General features: G+C 53.8%; 19 protein-coding genes. 11 read left to right on the plus strand and 8 right to left on the minus strand.

Annotated features, from left to right (window positions below; genetic code table 11):
* Nucleotides 1–9 precede the first annotated feature (9 nt).
* Nucleotides 10–1,005 carry a M42 family metallopeptidase gene (locus NUS69_RS03900; protein WP_258084522.1) on the minus strand — a complete coding sequence of 332 codons (996 nt, stop codon included), beginning with the start codon at nt 1,003–1,005 and terminating at the stop codon, nt 10–12.
* Between the two features lie 10 nt (nt 1,006–1,015).
* A complete protein-coding gene (locus NUS69_RS03905; protein ID WP_258084523.1) occupies nt 1,016–2,017 on the minus strand; it encodes a 2-hydroxyacid dehydrogenase in 1,002 nt (333 codons plus the stop codon).
* 125 nt (nt 2,018–2,142) lie between these two features.
* Between NUS69_RS03905 and proS the strand changes: the two genes are divergently transcribed.
* Nucleotides 2,143–3,591 carry a proline--tRNA ligase gene (gene proS / locus NUS69_RS03910; RefSeq protein WP_258084924.1) on the plus strand — a complete coding sequence of 483 codons (1,449 nt, stop codon included), beginning with the start codon at nt 2,143–2,145 and terminating at the stop codon, nt 3,589–3,591.
* A 46-nt stretch (nt 3,592–3,637) separates the two neighbouring features.
* Here the strand turns inward: proS and NUS69_RS03915 are convergent, their stop codons facing one another.
* Nucleotides 3,638–4,024 (minus strand): pyrolysin, encoded by a 387-nt coding sequence (locus NUS69_RS03915; RefSeq protein ID WP_258084524.1) that lies wholly within the window; start codon nt 4,022–4,024, stop codon nt 3,638–3,640.
* Between the two features lie 89 nt (nt 4,025–4,113).
* Between NUS69_RS03915 and NUS69_RS03920 the strand changes: the two genes are divergently transcribed.
* The 4 genes from NUS69_RS03920 (at nt 4,114) to NUS69_RS03935 (ending at nt 7,697) form a co-directional block, all read left to right on the plus strand.
* On the plus strand, nt 4,114–5,724 hold the full coding sequence (locus NUS69_RS03920) for a carbamoyltransferase family protein (protein WP_258084525.1): 1,611 nt from the start codon (nt 4,114–4,116) through the stop codon (nt 5,722–5,724).
* A gap of 40 nt (nt 5,725–5,764) precedes the next feature.
* Nucleotides 5,765–5,992, plus strand: a complete 228-nt coding sequence (locus NUS69_RS03925) for an AbrB/MazE/SpoVT family DNA-binding domain-containing protein (RefSeq protein ID WP_258084526.1) — start codon at nt 5,765–5,767, stop codon at nt 5,990–5,992.
* Nucleotides 5,980–6,381 carry a PIN domain-containing protein gene (locus NUS69_RS03930; RefSeq protein WP_258084527.1) on the plus strand — a complete coding sequence of 134 codons (402 nt, stop codon included), beginning with the start codon at nt 5,980–5,982 and terminating at the stop codon, nt 6,379–6,381. The genes NUS69_RS03925 and NUS69_RS03930 overlap by 13 nt, the downstream gene beginning before the upstream one ends.
* Nucleotides 6,382–6,527: 146 nt before the next feature.
* The gene (locus NUS69_RS03935; RefSeq protein WP_258084925.1) at nt 6,528–7,697 is read left to right on the plus strand and encodes a pyridoxal phosphate-dependent aminotransferase; all 1,170 of its coding nucleotides are present in this window, start codon (nt 6,528–6,530) and stop codon (nt 7,695–7,697) included.
* Here the strand turns inward: NUS69_RS03935 and NUS69_RS03940 are convergent.
* The 3 genes from NUS69_RS03940 to NUS69_RS03950 are packed head-to-tail and all read right to left on the minus strand — an operon-like array spanning nt 7,694 to nt 9,758.
* Nucleotides 7,694–8,338 carry a metallophosphoesterase gene (locus tag NUS69_RS03940; RefSeq protein WP_258084528.1) on the minus strand — a complete coding sequence of 215 codons (645 nt, stop codon included), beginning with the start codon at nt 8,336–8,338 and terminating at the stop codon, nt 7,694–7,696. The two genes, NUS69_RS03935 and NUS69_RS03940, sit on opposite strands and share 4 nt — an antisense overlap.
* Before the next feature lie 14 nt (nt 8,339–8,352).
* Nucleotides 8,353–9,213 (minus strand): M48 family metalloprotease, encoded by an 861-nt coding sequence (locus NUS69_RS03945; protein ID WP_258084529.1) that lies wholly within the window; start codon nt 9,211–9,213, stop codon nt 8,353–8,355.
* Nucleotides 9,214–9,215: 2 nt separating this feature from the next.
* Nucleotides 9,216–9,758, minus strand: a complete 543-nt coding sequence (locus NUS69_RS03950) for an adenylate kinase family protein (RefSeq protein ID WP_258084530.1) — start codon at nt 9,756–9,758, stop codon at nt 9,216–9,218.
* 139 nt (nt 9,759–9,897) lie between these two features.
* Here NUS69_RS03950 and NUS69_RS03955 point away from each other — a divergent pair, with 139 nt between their 5' ends.
* Complete coding sequence (locus tag NUS69_RS03955) at nt 9,898–10,113, plus strand: hypothetical protein (protein ID WP_055428707.1); 216 nt, start codon at nt 9,898–9,900, stop codon at nt 10,111–10,113.
* Between the two features lie 45 nt (nt 10,114–10,158).
* On the opposite strand, the gene NUS69_RS03960 is transcribed toward NUS69_RS03955, so the two are convergent.
* Entirely contained in the window at nt 10,159–11,376 is a 1,218-nt protein-coding gene (locus NUS69_RS03960; protein ID WP_258084531.1) for a methionine adenosyltransferase, read from the minus strand.
* Between the two features lie 335 nt (nt 11,377–11,711).
* On the opposite strand from NUS69_RS03960, the gene NUS69_RS03965 reads away from it, so the two are divergent.
* Genes NUS69_RS03965 through NUS69_RS03985 form a run of 5 tightly spaced genes read left to right on the plus strand, consistent with a single transcriptional unit; the run spans nt 11,712 to nt 14,337 of the window.
* Nucleotides 11,712–12,335 carry a translin family protein gene (locus tag NUS69_RS03965; protein WP_258084532.1) on the plus strand — a complete coding sequence of 208 codons (624 nt, stop codon included), beginning with the start codon at nt 11,712–11,714 and terminating at the stop codon, nt 12,333–12,335.
* A gap of 40 nt (nt 12,336–12,375) precedes the next feature.
* Nucleotides 12,376–12,936: an endonuclease V gene (locus NUS69_RS03970; protein ID WP_258084926.1), complete on the plus strand. Its 561-nt coding sequence runs from the start codon at nt 12,376–12,378 to the stop codon at nt 12,934–12,936.
* Nucleotides 12,933–13,571: a CTP-dependent riboflavin kinase gene (locus NUS69_RS03975; RefSeq protein ID WP_258084533.1), complete on the plus strand. Its 639-nt coding sequence runs from the start codon at nt 12,933–12,935 to the stop codon at nt 13,569–13,571. Before NUS69_RS03970 ends, NUS69_RS03975 begins: the two co-directional genes overlap by 4 nt.
* On the plus strand, nt 13,568–14,086 hold the full coding sequence (locus tag NUS69_RS03980) for a hypothetical protein (RefSeq protein WP_258084534.1): 519 nt from the start codon (nt 13,568–13,570) through the stop codon (nt 14,084–14,086). The genes NUS69_RS03975 and NUS69_RS03980 overlap by 4 nt, the downstream gene beginning before the upstream one ends.
* Nucleotides 14,087–14,127: 41 nt before the next feature.
* On the plus strand, nt 14,128–14,337 hold the full coding sequence (locus NUS69_RS03985) for a PRC-barrel domain-containing protein (protein ID WP_055428702.1): 210 nt from the start codon (nt 14,128–14,130) through the stop codon (nt 14,335–14,337).
* A 1-nt stretch (nt 14,338) separates the two neighbouring features.
* Here the strand turns inward: NUS69_RS03985 and NUS69_RS03990 are convergent, their stop codons facing one another.
* Nucleotides 14,339–15,802, minus strand: a complete 1,464-nt coding sequence (locus tag NUS69_RS03990) for a DHH family phosphoesterase (RefSeq protein WP_258084535.1) — start codon at nt 15,800–15,802, stop codon at nt 14,339–14,341.
* Nucleotides 15,803–15,841 lie beyond the last annotated feature (39 nt).

Genomic DNA, 15,841 nt, shown 5'->3' on the forward strand with positions numbered 1-15,841 from the left:
ATTTAAGCTTTACAGTTCAAACGCTATCGCCTCTATAAGCTTTATCAGCGCCTCAAGGTCGGCCAGATGGAGCATCTCGACCTCGCTGTGGAGGTACCTTATCGGAACGCTCAAAGCTAAAACCTCGCTCTTACCCTGGAAGACCGATGCGTCTGTTCCACCACCGGTAACACCTATCTGGAGCGGGATGCCGTTCCTTGAAGCGATTTCCGCCACTCTTCTGGCGAGCTTCCTCGTGTAAATCGCGGAGTTATCGACTGCCCTTATCACGGCACCTCCTCCGAGCCTTACGTCTCCGGTTATATCGCCGCAGCATGCGAAGGAGTCTACGGCAAAGGCGTACTTTGGAGTGTAATGCTCGGCCAAGAACTTCGCCCCTTTGAGGCCTATCTCCTCCTGAACCGTGAAGGCGAAAATCCACCTTCCATCGAGGTCGTGGTCAACGAGGTCCTTTATTGCCTCAACCAGTGCAACGACACCGAAGCGGTCGTCCAGAGAACGGGTTGAAACGTAACGGTTGTTGAGAACCGCGAAGTGCTTCTTGAAGACCGCGTAATCCAACACCTTAACGCCAAGGGCTTCTACCTCCTCCCTGCTCTCGGCGCCGATGTCTATGACCAGCCTGCTCCAGGGAACCGTGTCAAACTTTCTTTCAAGGTTTAAGTGCACCGGAAGTGCTCCGATAACGCCGTCGAGCTTCCCGTTCTCGGTGATGACGTCAAGGTGCCTTCCGTAGAGGAGCCTGTCATCAATGCCCCCGATTTTCCTGAAGGTAAGCTTTCCGTCCGGCCTTACGCCTGTTATGAGAAGCCCAATCTCGTCCATGTGGGCCATGAAGATGCCCTTGAGTTCGCCCTCGCCGAGCTCGACGGTGAGGTTTCCGATGGTGTCAACCGCGTAGTCGGCGTATGGCTCAAGCCACTCACCTATCTTCTCCCGGATCCTTTCCTCGTAGCCCGAAATACCGGGGATCCCGGTTATTTCCCTCAGCTCCTCAACAAGCATTACAACCACCTCAGAGCATCTTTACCTTCTCTGGCGGACGGATTTCGAGCACTTCATGATTCACCAGAGTGTCTGGAACTTCACCGCGGAGAACGGCGAGGAGATTCCTAACCGCCTGGAAGCCCATGTCTTCCATGGCTTCCTTTGAGAGGCCGGCGTGGTGGGGGGTCAGAACGGTCTCCCACCCATGTTCAAAGAGTTCGTGCTCTTGAACGGGCTCGTTTTCAAAGACGTCCGTTGCATAGCCCTTCAGCGTTCCTTCCTCAATGGCCTTCACGAGGGCCTTCTCGTCCACCAGCGTCCCGCGGCCGATGTTGACGAGGTACTTGCCCTCAAGGAGTTCCAGCCTCTCCGCGTTTATGATGTGGTACGTCTCCGGTGTGGACGGCAGGGCCAGAATCACGATATCGCTTTCCCGCAGAACGTCTTCGAGTGGCATATATCTGGCCCCGACTTCCTTTTCAATATCGGGCTTCTGAGAGCGGGACCAGTAGAGTATCTCCGTGCCCATCGCCTTCATTCTTCTCGCTATGGCCTTTCCAATGGCGCCCATGCCGAGGATTCCAACTTTCTTCCCGTAGACCGTTTCTATGTCCCTGAACCCGCTCCAGACGGTTCTGTGGGAGTCCCACTTCCCGGCACGGATGAACCTGTCGGAGTAGGCGATCTTCCTGAGGAGTGCTATGGTCAGGCCAACGGCAAACTCCGCGACAGCCTCGCTGAGAACGCCCGCAACCTTGGTGACGTATATTCCCCTCTCGGTTGCAGCTTTAACGTCAACGTGGTCGTAGCCGGCGGAATGACAGCTGATAACCTTTAGCCTCTCAGCCCTCTCGATGAGTTCGCGCGGAAACCTGTTCAGCGGGGATATTATGACCCCGTCAAACTCTCCTATCCTTTCCTTGAGCTCATCGACACCTGGATACAGTATGAATTCAACGTCCGCGTATTTCCTGAGCTCCTCAATGGGCTTGCTCTTCATCTTAAAGAGAACGGCCACCTTCGGCCTCATGGTATCACCTTAAGATGCTTATCGAAACGACCCTAATAAGGCTTTTGCATGGGATTCGTCAAAAAGCCGAGACGCCACCGGGAAAACTTAAAAACTTTTTCGATTTCTCCCTCTAGGTGGTGCAGATGGGTAAGGTGGAGAGGAAGAAGTGGAGCGAGAATTTCAGCGAGTGGTACAACGAGCTGATTGAAACGGCCGGAATCCAGGACAAGCGCTATCCGGTCAAGGGAATGAACATCTGGCTCCCGTACGGGTTGAAAATCATGAGGAACATTGAGAGGTTCATCCACTCCGAGATGGAGAGAACCGGGCACGAGGAGGTTCTCTTCCCGGCGCTCATCCCCGAGACCGAGTTCCAGAAGGAGGCCGAACACATAGCCGGTTTCGAGGGAGAAGTTTTTTGGGTCACCCACGCCGGTCATGACCCCCTCGACGTCAGGCTCATTCTCCGCCCGACGAGCGAGACGGCGATGTACTCAATGTTCTCGCTCTGGATAAGGTCACACGCCGACCTGCCCTTCAAGGTCTACCAGATAGTTAACGTTTACCGCTACGAGACCAAGCACACGAGGCCCCTTATCAGGGTCAGGGAAATCAGCAGGTTCTTCGAGGCCCACACCGCCCATGACAGCTACGAGGACGCTGAGAGGCAGATACAGGAGGACCTTGAGATATTTGACAACCTTGCGAGGTTCCTCGCGATTCCCTACATCGTCTCCAAGCGCCCCGACTGGGACAAGTTCCCCGGTGCCTACTACTCCCTTGGCGCTGAGGTCATGATGCCCGACGGCAGGACTCTTCAGATAGGCACCATGCACAACTACCGCCAGAACTTCGCAAGGGCATACAACATCCAGTACGAGACCGAGAGCGGCGACCACGAGTACGTCCACCAGACCACCTTCGGAATGAGCGAGAGGCTTTTGGCGGCGGTCATGGCCATACACGGCGACGACAACGGCCTCGTCCTCCCGCCTACGATAGCTCCAATACAGGTCGTTATCGTTCCGATACCGAAGAAGGACGCCGAGGCCGACGTCTTTGCCTACGCGAGGGAGATAGCGGAAGAGCTCAGGAACGCCGGGATACGCGTCCATGTGGACGAGCGTGACATAAGGCCCGGAAGGAAGTACTACGACTGGGAGCTGAAAGGGGTTCCCCTCAGGATAGAGGTCGGCCCGAGGGACGTTGAAGGAAAGAAGGCCGTCCTGGCCAGGCGCGATACACTCACCAAGGAGGTCATTGAGAGGGCAGAGATCGTCGATGCCGTCAGGAAGACTTTCGACAAGATAATGGAGAACCTTTACAACCGTGCAAGGGAGTTCCTTGAGAGCCACATCAAGCGCGTTGACACCATCGAGGAAGCGAAGGAAGTTTTCGAGGACAGGCGTGGCATAGTGGAAATCGCGTGGTGCGGCGAGGAGAGCTGCGGGCTTGAGATGGAGGAAATACTGGACGCCAAGATGCTCGGAACCCCGTATCCTGACGAAGAGGCCAGGGCCCCAGAAGGAAAGAAGTGCCCGGTCTGCGGCAGGGAGGCGAAGTTCATAGCGAGGTTCGCCAGAACCTACTGATACCCCTTCTTTCAGCCTTTATTTTTGAGAGAATAAGGAAGAGGAATCATGCAGTTCCAGTCTCAAGGGGAGCAAGCGCCTCTTCAAGAAGCTCAACGGCCTGACTTATGTAGAGGTAGGCCTTCCTTATGTGGACGCTGAAGACGACCCAGCGGAACGTCTGCGTCTCCTGCGGGATTCCGTAGGTTATTGCCTGGCTGTACTCGGCGCTTGCGTTGCTGTAAAGCTCCATCGCAAGGGCGAGAGTCTCGTTGCTGACGTTCATCTGGACGCTGAGGTTGTAGAGCTCATTGAACTTCTGCTCATCGCTCTGGTACAGGTAGTACCAGGCAATTGACTGTTTGATGAAGTTTTCATAGTTCCATGTTGTGGCTCCTGCAACGGGAACGAGCGCCAGGAAGAGCAGGGCAATGATTGCAGCAGCCTTTTTCATGGTTTCACCTCCAACATGTATTAATCTGGCGGGATTTTTAAATTCTTCCCCTCCCCAACCTTTAAAAGAGGAAGGTGGAATGCACCACCATGATTCTCGGAATCCACGACGGTCACGACGCCGGTGCGGTGCTCATAGATAGGGGCAGGCTATTTGCCGTCAATGAGGAACGGCTCAACAGAACCAAGAAATACCGGGGCTTTCCTGCCCTGAGCATGAAAAAGGTCATGGAGATGGCCGGAGCAGAACCGGAAGACGTTGAGATTATAGCCGTTGCGGGTATATTCCGGAAGCAGAAACGCCTCCTTGAGCTTGAGGAGAACCTCCGCACTGTTTTTGGGAGGGAGTTCAAGAGGAAAGTAATTTTCGTTGAGCACCATCTCGCTCACTCGGCCTCGGCCTACTATACCTCTGGGTGGAGAGATGCGCTCGCGGTAAGCATTGATGCCGCTGGGGATGGGCTGAGCTCCTCAATTTACATCGCGAGAGACGGCGAGATGATACGAATCGCTCAGAGCACTTACCTAGACTCCCTCGGGGACTTCTACGCCTCCGTTACCGAGCTTTTAGGGTTCAAACCGATGCGCCACGAGGGCAAAGTCATGAGCCTCGCCGCATATGGGAAACCAACCTACGACCTGAGCTCAATAATAGAACTCAACGGGCTAAGCTTCGACAACCATCTCGGGGTAATCGGGGTTGAGGCGACGAGGAAGCTCGCAGAGCTCTTTGATTATCCCCTCAGACACGCCAAGGAGATTGCCCTCCAGATGAAGCGCGGAAAGCTTGAGGGCAAGTTCCAGAAAAAGGCCATAGAGATAGCGGCAAGCGCTCAGGCGCATCTGGAGAAGCTGATGGAGGAGCTCGGGTTGGAGCTGAGGTCGAGGAACCTCCCCCTCGCCTACGCCGGTGGAGTTGCCCAGAACGTAAAGGCCAACGCCGTGCTGAGGCACATTCTTGGGGACGATAACCTCTGGGTCTTCCCGGCGATGGACGATGGGGGCCTGGCCTTTGGAGCGGCGGTCTTTGTGAATGCCCAGTTCGAGAGGCTTGACGGAAGGTGGAAACCCGCCAGGCTGGAGCATGTTTATCTTGGCCCCGCATACGGGCCTGAAGAAGTCGAGGAGCTGTTGAAGAAGGAGGGAATGGAGTTCGAAGAGGTCGATGTTTCTTTCATCACCGATGCCCTCGTTGATGGGAAGCTCGTTGGCTTTTTCCAGGGAGCGATGGAGTTCGGGCCGAGGGCTCTGGGCAACCGCTCAATTCTGGCAGACCCGAGGAACGAGAGGGTCAAGGAGAGGCTCAACGTTGCCCTGAAGCGCGACGTCTTCCAGCCATTCGCGCCTTCCCTGCTATGGGAGAAAGCAGGGGAATACCTTGAAGACCTCGGAGGAAAGCCCAACGAGTTCATGACGATGAGCTACACCGCGAGCGAAAGTTTTAGGGAGCTTGCCCCCGCTGTCATTCACGTGGACGGCACAACGAGGCCGCAGGCGGTGAGGAGGGAGATCAACCCAGCTTACTACGAAATCATCAAAGCCTTCGAGCGGAAGACCGGCCTGGGTGCGGTTCTAAATACCAGCTTTAACATGCACGGCGAGCCGATAGTCTGCTCGCCTGAGGATGCGCTGAGGACGTTCAGGAAAGCCGGACTGGACGTGCTGGTGGTTGAAGGGCTCGCGGTGTGGAGACAAGGTTAATATAGTAGGCCAGCGTACCTACTATGAAGGTGAGCTTAGTATGGGCGTTACCAAAGTAACCCGAAACTACCAGATAACAATTCCAGCAGAGATAAGGAAGGCGCTCGGCATAAAGGAGGGGGAGCTCCTCGAAGTTCACCTTGAAGGCGACAGGATAGTCCTGAAAAGGCTGGAGAGGAAGAGAAAAAGGCTCAGACTAAGAAGGAAGCTCACTCCCAAGGACATCGAGAAGGCCATCGAGGAGGGCATGAAGGAATGCGCGGAGTGATAGACACGAACGTTCTGATATACGACACCTTCGAGGACTCCGAGTTTCACGGCGAGGCTGAGAGGATTCTCGAATCGCTGGACGCGTGGTACGTGCCGACGATAGTCCTCCAAGAGTTTGCTTGGTTCTTCAGGAATGAGGGGTTTTCCGCCGATGAGACGTGGGAAGTTCTGAGGGGATACCTCGATGACCCAAGGTTCAGGGGGCTCAACGATGATTCACAAATCGTGAAAAAGGCTTTTGAGATACTAAAGGTTGAGAAACTTTCCCTCTCCCGCTTCAACGACGCGATGATTTTAGTCCATGCCGTTGAGAAGGGTGTTTTGGTGACGTTCGATTCAAAGTTCAGGAAATTAGCCGAGAGAAGGGGCGTTAAAGTCCTCCCGTAGGAATTTACAAGCTTATGGAGTCTGTGTTAAAGTTGCTCTTTCAATGACCTATTAGGTTCTTTCATGCCCTCTTAAGCACTTCGATGAACATCTTTTCGTTGAGGTAAAGTTATAAACATTGTCCCGAAGGAAAAGCGGTGATGCTCATGGCGCTGAGCGACAGGCTGGAACTCGTTAACCCTTCTGAAATTAGGAAGCTCTTTGACCTCGCTCAGGGTGTTGAAGAGTTAATCTCACTGGGCATCGGTGAGCCTGACTTTGATACTCCCGAGCACATCAAGGAATACGCAAAAGAGGCCCTCGACAAGGGAATGACGCATTATGGCCCGAATGCTGGACTGATGATGCTCAGGGAAGCCTTGGCGTGGAAGCTCAAGGAGCAGAACGGCATCGATGCTGACCCCAAGACTCAAATCATGGTAACCGTTGGCGCTAACCAGGCGTTTCTGATGGGGTTCGCGGCCTTTCTCCGGGAGGGAGAGGAAGTCCTGATTCCAAGCCCGATGTTCGTCAGCTACGCCCCGGCGGTTATTCTCGCCGGAGGAAAGCCCGTTGAGGTGCCGACCTACGAGGAGAACGAATTCAGGCTGAGCGTTGACGACCTCGAAAAGCACGTTAGCGAAAAGACAAGGGCGCTCATCATAAACTCCCCCAACAACCCGACCGGTGCGGTTCTCACCAGGAAGGACCTCGAGGAGATAGCCGACTTTGCTGTGGAGCACGACCTCATAGTCTTCAGCGATGAAGTTTATGAGCACTTCGTTTATGATGGTGCCAGAAACTACAGCATAGCCTCCCTCGACGGAATGTTCGAGCGCACCCTCACAATCAACGGCTTTTCCAAGACCTTCGCCATGACCGGCTGGCGCCTCGGGTTTGTCGTAGCTCCGGAATGGATAATCGAGAGAATGACCCGCTTCCAGATGTACAACTCGACCTGTCCGGTTACCTTCGCACAGTATGCAGCTGCAAAAGCTCTGAAGGACGAGCGCAGCTGGAAGGCAGTCGAGGAGATGAGGAGGGAGTACGAACGCAGGAGGAACCTCGTTTGGAAGAGACTCAACGAGATGGGACTTCCGACGGTCAAGCCCAGGGGAGCGTTCTACATCTTCCCGCGCGTGAAGGACACTGGTCTTACCAGCAAGGAGTTCAGCGAGCTGATGCTCCTGGAGGCCAAGGTTGCAGTCGTTCCGGGCTCGGCGTTCGGAAGTGCCGGAGAGGGCTACATCAGGATAAGCTACGCAACGGCGTATGAACAGCTCGAAGAGGCCATGGACAGGATGGAGAAAGTGCTGAGGGAGAAGAAGCTCGTTTAAAGCTTCTTCAGTTCCACCTTTATCTCTTCTTCGAGTTCTATCACGGCGTAATACTTCCTGAAGAGCGGGCCGGGGTTTACCACGAGGGTTTCTCCGATCCGGTCGATTCCCCTCCCCTCGTGTATGTGGCCGCAGACGACGACCGGGGGAGCTTCCCTCTCGATGAACTCCCTCAACGCCCTGCTGCCAACGTGATGACCAAAGTGAACCCGGTCAGCCACCGTCCCATGGGGCGGGACGTGGGAGAGGATTATGTCCCCTTCACGGTAGTTCCGCTCGAGTATTCTCAGAATCTCGTCCTCCGTCAGCTCCCATATCGTGTGGAATGGCGTGATGTTTGAACCGCCGATTCCAACGATGCCAACTCCACCGACCTCAACCCGCCTGTTGTGGGCGTTTATCCCGAGTCCGCTCAAAAGTTCCGGAACGTCCCTGCCATCGCAGTTTCCGTGAACGGCAAACACCGGAATATCAAGCTCCAAAAGGGGTTTGAGAACCTCTACAGCTTTGTCTGCACCGCTGAAATGGGTTAAATCCCCCGCCACAAGGAGTGCATCAAATTCTTCACCCCTTAGAACCCCTGCAAGCTGTTGGGACCTCTTAGAGTTTTCATGGATGTCCGTTACCGCGACGAACCTCATGGAACCACACCCCCTCAGGTGAAGACTCCCATTTCCTCGGCCATCTTCAAAAGCCTCTCAGCCCTCTCGTCTGTGGGGGGATGTGTAGAGACCATGCGGGCCAGATTTCCCCTAAACGGGTTCACGATGAAAAGTCCGGACGTTGCCAGATTGCCTCCCTTCATCGGGCGGAAAGATATTGCCTTGTCGAGTTTCAGCAGGGCGCTGGCGAGAGCGAGGGGTTTGCCGCTTATCCTGGCACCGTGCTCGTCGGCCAGATACTCCCTAGAGGGACTCAGACCTATGTGCAGAAAGCCTCCAGCTACAGGGGCAAGTATCCCAATCAGAAAACCGTTGTTCGGGTCTTCTCCCTTTCCTCCCTGGAACGCAAAGCTGAACAGCCTGCCAAGGACATAGGCAACACTGAGTATGAAACCTGATATCATGGAAACAACGGTCTGAATTGCGATATCCCCGTTCATTATATGGGCTATCTCATGGGCAAGAACTCCCTCTATTTCCTCAGAATCAAGGGCCCTGAGCAGTCCATATGTGAGAACTATGGTCGTGCTTCCGGAACCTCTGCCCGTTGAGAACAGATTGGGTGTGCCAATTGGGGCTAGGGCCAGTCTGGGAACAGGAACCCCCGCACTGGACGAAAGCTTTCTCAGGACAGCGTAGAGGTATGGATAATCGCTCTCGGCAACAGGTCTAGCCCGATACCATTTCATTAAAAATCTGTCACCATACCAGTAAATTAGCCAGTCGGCGATTATAATGAGAAAAAGCACAGCAATTAGACCGGAGATACCCCCGAGAAGGTACCCCAGTATTGCGGGGACAAGAGCTGCGAGAAGTATCACAAGCACCAGTCTGAGCCATTTAATGGCTCCCATATTTAATCACCCCCGAGCATTAGGTACTGGAGGACATCATCGTATGCTCCGGTCCAGTCGACAATCCCGACTCTTTTTTTCATTCCCTTCTCAAGAAGTCCCAGGATCTCGTTAACTATCTCCTCGGGAGTTTTACCGGTGGTGTCAACCTCCAAGACATTCTCATTCTCCTCCAGTGCCTCAACGAGAATTACATCTATGAGCTCAGCTTCAACGTTTTCAGCGAGCTTTTGACGGGAGTACCTCCGGGATTTGAGTCTTTCAGCCACTACTTTCGGATGGAGGCGGAGAACCACGACAACATCGGCCGGGACGAGATGACTGAGATGACCATCAATGACAACGTTCTTACCGGAGAACTCGGCCCTGACTTCACGGGCCAGTGCATCTACGTCTATCTCAATCTCCTCCCCAACAGGCTCGCCTATGCCCTTCATGAGGGCAAAATCCTTCACACTCACGTATTCGTAACCGAGCCTCTCACTTAGGAGCTTTGAAACGGTGGTTTTACCGACTCCGGGAGTACCACTCACGGCGATTATCATCGATTTACCCCCGAGAACTCACCTTATTTTGTTGCCTGGAGTTTATATGCTTGTTCCTCGTTAATCGTCGAATGCATATGTAGCATTTGGCGAAAACCTTTTAAGGACTATAGTTTCTATATAGACCCGGTGGTTCGTCATGGAGAGGCTCAAATTACTCCAGAAGAGGCTGCATGTTGTTAAGAAGCAGAAGGAGCTCCTCATGCTTGAGGAGGCAAAGCTCATAAGGGTCGCCCGCCAGAAAAAGGCCTCCATGAGGGAGCTTGCAAAGGTGAAAAAGGAGAAGATTGCATTAATGGCAGAGGAAGCAAAGCTCGTAAGGGTTCTCAAACAGAACGGCTACCCCGCCATTTGATCCTTCCACAATTTTGGCCCACATAGGATAAAAGAAGGAGCAAGCTCAGAAGACGCTGAGCTTGTCATCGAGTATCATCTTCTGGATCTTGGTTATGTCGGCGAGCCATGCGTCCGCTATCTCGTAGGCCGGCTTCTGTATGGTCTCAATGCTGTAGCCCTTCTTCGGAATGACTTGGACGCTGGCAACAAGCGGCTCGTCGATGGGCTTGCCTATCTGGCTGAGTATCCTGACGTAGACCTCTTCCACTCCTTCAATCTGCTCTGCAATGTCGTTGGCGATGAGCATCGAGAGGAGGTTGTATATCTTTCCGACGTGGCTGACAGGGTTCTTACCGGCGGCCGCCTCCATGCTCATGTGCCTGTTCGGGGTGATGAGCCCGTTGACGCGGTTGCCCCTTCCAACGGAACCGTCATCGCCGGCCTCGGCGCTGGTTCCGGTGACGGTTATGTAGTAGATACCCCTCTCCGGGTCGTCGGCGGTGTTGACGTAGATGTTGACCTTCCTCTCGGTGTGCTGCTCGGCAACTCCCCTAGCCGCCTCGTAGATAGCCTCCTTAACGGCCATGTAGTCGTCAGGGGTCTGAACCTCGCTGTCAACTATGGCGGCGGCGATGGTAACCTCTATCTCGTCGCCCTTCCTGAGGCCCATGACCTTGATGTCCTCACCGACGGCGGGGTGCTTCCTCTTGAACTCGTCGCTGTTGAGCAGTCTCTCGGTCTCAAGGACTATCCTCTCAGTCTCGCTGAGGGGGGCGTAGCCAACTCCAAAGGAGGTGTCGTTGGCGAGCGGAATCGGGTTCTCCTTGGCCTTGTTAAAGACACCAACGAGGTCAACGCTTCCCTGGCCGATGCGGGAGTCGATGACGACGTGGTTCTCAAGGTCAAGGTGCCTGACGGCCTTCCTGAGGTACTCGCGTGCTGCTTTGATTGCAACCTCATGAACTGGGAAGAGCTCGCGGTCAACTATCTCAACCGCCCTACCCGAGAGAAGTATGTAAATCGGCTTGATGACCTCACCGCCGCCGAAGCGCGGGTAGGCCTTACCGCCGACGACCTCGACCTGGTCGGTGTTGTGGTGCAGGATTATGCCGTATCTCTTTATGTACTCCCTGCTCAGGGCCCTGCTGACGGCCTCGGCTATACCATCTGCAATGCTGTCCGGGTGCCCGATACCTTTCCTCTCAACGAGCTCAACCTTCTGCATCTCGACAGGAGTCCTTACGAGCTCCTCAACCACTATGTTCCTAACCTTCTCAGCCATGATCGTCACCCCTTTTCTGATTTGCATGGACGGGTCTGTTCATCTACTTATATAATTTTCGGCATGAATTTGAAACGTCAATATTCCTGGTAGTTATTAAATTCGAAATCCTTAAAATTTCCTCCGAAAATCTTCCATGACGGAAGCATCCGACGACGCCCGGTGGCCCGGGCCCGGGAGCCGGCTTAAGGCCAGCTGTGAGCGGGTGCGACGATGCCGGGCGGACAGGGCCCGCCCTCCGGACTGCCTGAGGATGGCGGTGCCTTCGATGATGGCGGGGGATCGGCCGGGCCCACACTTTTTAAGCTTTCAGCACAACTTTTCTCGGTGGGAGCATGGGATTGAATGAAATTATACGTGAAATACGTGAGGTTCTCGACGAAAAGGACGCGCTTAGGGAAGAGGCGCTGAGGCTCACCCGCGAAATTGTAAGACTCAGTGGGGACGCCATAAAGGCCCTTCACAGGGGCGAGATGGGGAAAGCGGAGGAAAGACTGAAACTGGCCCGTGGAAAGGTGGAGGAGCTCAGGGAAAAGCTCAGGGGGCACCCTGACCTATACCACAGCGGTTACGTCCAGAACGCCCACCAGGAGTTCGTGGAGGCGACCCTGTTCCTTGCGTATAGAACGGGAAGAAAGTTCCCATCGCCCCGGGAACTCGGAGTACCCCACGCCGATTATGCACTCGGGATAGGGGACTTTATAGGTGAGCTGAGAAGGCACTTTCTTCTCCTGCTGCTCGACGGAAACCTGGAGGAAGCTGAGAAGACCTACCGCTTCATGGAGGAGGTCTATGAAGATCTCATGGCCCTTGAGTATCCCAAGGGACTTGTCAACGTGCGTCAGAAGCAGGATCAGGCAAGACACATACTGGAGAGAACCCTTGAAGACCTGACGAGGGCAAAGCTGAGCAGAACGCTGGAGGAGAAGCTTGAGGCAGTGGCAAATGATAGCAAATAATTACCCAATTACATAATTAGGTGATTATGTGATTAATGAAATGGATAAAAAGCTCGGGAAAATTGGAGAGCTCCAGCGGAAGCTTGCCCGGAGGATAGTGGAGAGACCGGTTGAGGTGGATAGCGTAAGAACCGTCGGGGCAGTCGATGTTTCTTACGGCAATACTGTCAGAGCGGCCTTTGTCCTCTGCTCCTTTCCGGACTGCAGAATCCTGAAAACCAGGGTAATCGAGACGGAGGTTGCCTTTCCCTACATCTCAACATTCTTTTTCCTCAGGGAGACGCGGCCGGTTCTCCTCGCGGTGAGGGGAGAGAAGTTCGATGTACTGCTTGTGGAGGGGCACGGGAGAGCGCATCCCCGGGGCTACGGCCTCGCTTCCCACATCGGCCTGTTGCTCGGAAAACCAACGATTGGCGTCGCCAAGAAGCCCCTGAAGGGAGTCGCGGAGGGGCAATTCATAAAGGTGGGAAAAGCTTATGTAAGCGTCGGGCATTTAATCGATTTAGAGTCTGCGGTGAGAATCGTCGCGTCTTTGCTTGAGGACGGCTATCCCATGCCGTTGAAGCTCGCTGACAGGCTGTCAAAGAGGGGAATGCTATGAAAAGAATTCAAATGCTTATACTGCTCGCCCGGAAAGGCGCGCTTGGCAAGAAGATAAAGATAACCCTGAGAGAGCTCGCCAACGAGCTGGGAATCTCCCCACAGTCGGTTCTCCGGCTCCTTGAAGAGATGGAAGAGGAGGGGCTAATAGAAAAGGACGTGCTCGGGAGAAAGACCTACGTTGAAATAAGTACCGAAGGACTGGCATTTCTAGAAAGCCTCTGCGATGCCATCTCCGAGGCCCTCTACAACGGCATAATAATCGGTGAGGTCATATCCGGAATCGGAGAGGGGGCATACTACGTCAGACAGTATTCTCACCTGATAAGGGAGTATCTTGGCTTCGATCCGTATCCTGGAACATTAAACATCCGTGTGCTGTTTCCAAAGACTGTCTTTGATGCGTTCTGTGGCGTTAGGCCTGTAATTCTGCCCGGATTCTCAAAGGAGGGGCGGACATTTGGCGATGTTAAAGCCTACCGCGTCCAGATAGGTGATGTTGAGGGAGCAATAGTCATACCCTCCCGAACAGTTCACCCACCGAAAATAGCTGAGATAGTTGCCCCTGTGTACCTCAGGGAGAAGCTGGGGCTCAAGGACGGGAGCAGAGTAACCGTTAAGGTTGTGAGAGGATGAACTGGCGTTCGGTACTTACCTGGGCCGGCATCGGTGCCTTCATAGGATTCGCCATAGCCGTCGGGATGTACTCTCCGATGAAGAACGAGAACTTTGTGTATTTAATATACATAGGAATGCTGGCTGGAGCGCTTTTGGGGATGAGGTATCCAACGGACACACGGGCATCTGCATACGCCTTCCCCCTGGGATTTGCGGCAACGACCCTTCTCGCGGGCCTCTGGATGGTCAAGGCGGTTGGCTCCAGCGATGTGTACGCGTTCCTTGCCGTTGTCGTGGCGGTCATGATACTCATTGGCGCCAACGGCTTTCTCGACATGTTTCTGGTGCCGCTAACGTACTTTGGAGGCTTTACGGTCGCAATGCTGACGTTCAAGGGCTACCAACCCCTGCAGGGCTCGGAAGGTGCAGTCGTCGGCCTCTTCACTGTGGGTGTCATGGGGGCAATACTGGCCTTTTTCGGGGTCTTTGGGAGATGGGCGTTCACCATGGCCAAAAACATCCCGAGGAGGTAACGTTTAAATATGTCCACCAACAACCTAGTCCGGTGATTAAAATGGTGATGCGTCTCTCAAGGCTCTATGGGAAGCAGATATACAACACCAAGGGTTATTACATCGGCTACGTCGATGAGATTCTAATCGAAATAGACAGAGGGCGGGCAAGGGTACTCGCTTTGGGCCTCCCCGGGGAGAAGGTAGGTGTCCCCTACGACAGGGTTACCGCGATAGGAGACATAATACTGGTGAAAGCAAAGGAGGAGTGAGTCAGCCTTCTTTAACTTTTAATGCCTCCAGGAACTTCTCCGTTATCGCCTCTTCTGCCAGCCTCAGCAGTGAGCTCTTGTCTCTGGCGAGCTTGAAGATCCCCAGCGGGATCCTCGCACCCCCAGACTGTGCGTGACCGCCGCCACTACCTATGTCACCAAAGGCCTCCTTCAGAACCTTCCCAATATTGACCCTGACATCGCGGGTTCTGGCGGAAATCTCTATCCTGTCATCAACGATGCCGAAGACGAAGACAGTGGTTATTCCCTCAAGGCGGAGAAGGAAGTCAGCCGATTCTGCTATCGCGTCGCGGTTCGTTATGAATCCAACGTTGCTGACAACAACGTTCTTGTAGATGCGGCGGTTCATTATGGCCTTGGCAAGAATCTCAGCGGTTTCTGTGCTTATGTCAGGGTGCTCTATCTTGTCGAGGAGCTCGTAGTCGACCTTTCCGGCAAGGAACTCTATGGCCCTCAGGTCTGTGTGGCCCAGCTTGGAGAACTTCTTGGTGTCTATGTAGATACCGTAGAAGAGCGCCGTTCCAAGGACGGGCGTGATCGAAATGTTAAGGGTCCGGAGATACTCCGCCAGTATCGCTGATGAAGAGTTTACCTCCGGCCTTATGTCAAGGAAAGCATCGTCCGGAAGGAGATCCTGGAGATGCTGGAGTATCTGGTGATGGTCGATCAATATCTTTATCTTTTCGTAGTCATTGGCCTCCAATACCGTCAGGTTTCCGTTGGGCTGACAGTCCACGAGGGCTATGAATGGATAGCGCTTGAGCTCATAGGAGCCGCGGGAAATCTTTCTTATGTCAACCCCAAGCAGGTTAACAAACGCTCTGTTTTCGTGGTGGGTTATTTCGCCTCCGTACACTATATGGGTCTTAAATCCAAGGGTCTGGGCTATAACGCTCAAGGCCGTTGCACTGGCTATTGAGTCAGGATCCGGGTTGTCGTGCATGACTATGAGGAGGGAGTCGCTCTTTGCCTTCAGCTCCTTGAGCTTCTTCACGAGAAGGTTGGCGTTCTTCTTTTCGCCGAGCATTTCGACCGTCTTCACCACAGCATCCTTAAGGGCGCTCCGGGGTGAGATTGCATAGTCAACCTTGACATCTGCCTCAAACTCCTCGTTAATCTGCGAAACAAGTTCGTCAAGACTCACCTCGTCCGGAATGACGGTAAGAATCGGAACGTCTCTGTTATTTGTCCTTATCACGTAGACAGTCTTCTTTATCGTATCCACATCCATCACAGTGATTATAACCAGCTCAGCCTTATCTATGCCCGCCTTCAGCAGCGTTGCGGTGTATGAAAAGTCCCCCTGAATGACCTGGAACCCACTCTCTTCGAGAGCCTTTGCCCGAAGCTGATCCTTCTCAATGATTATAATCTCAAACTCTCCTTTGAGGGAGTCTGCTATTGAGCGGCCGATTGCCCCGCCTCCAAGTATCAGCACCCGCATGTTTCTCACCTTTTTGCACAATAATGTTTAAATACAAGC

This window comes from Thermococcus thermotolerans (assembly GCF_024707485.1).
Classification (GTDB): domain Archaea; phylum Methanobacteriota_B; class Thermococci; order Thermococcales; family Thermococcaceae; genus Thermococcus; species Thermococcus thermotolerans.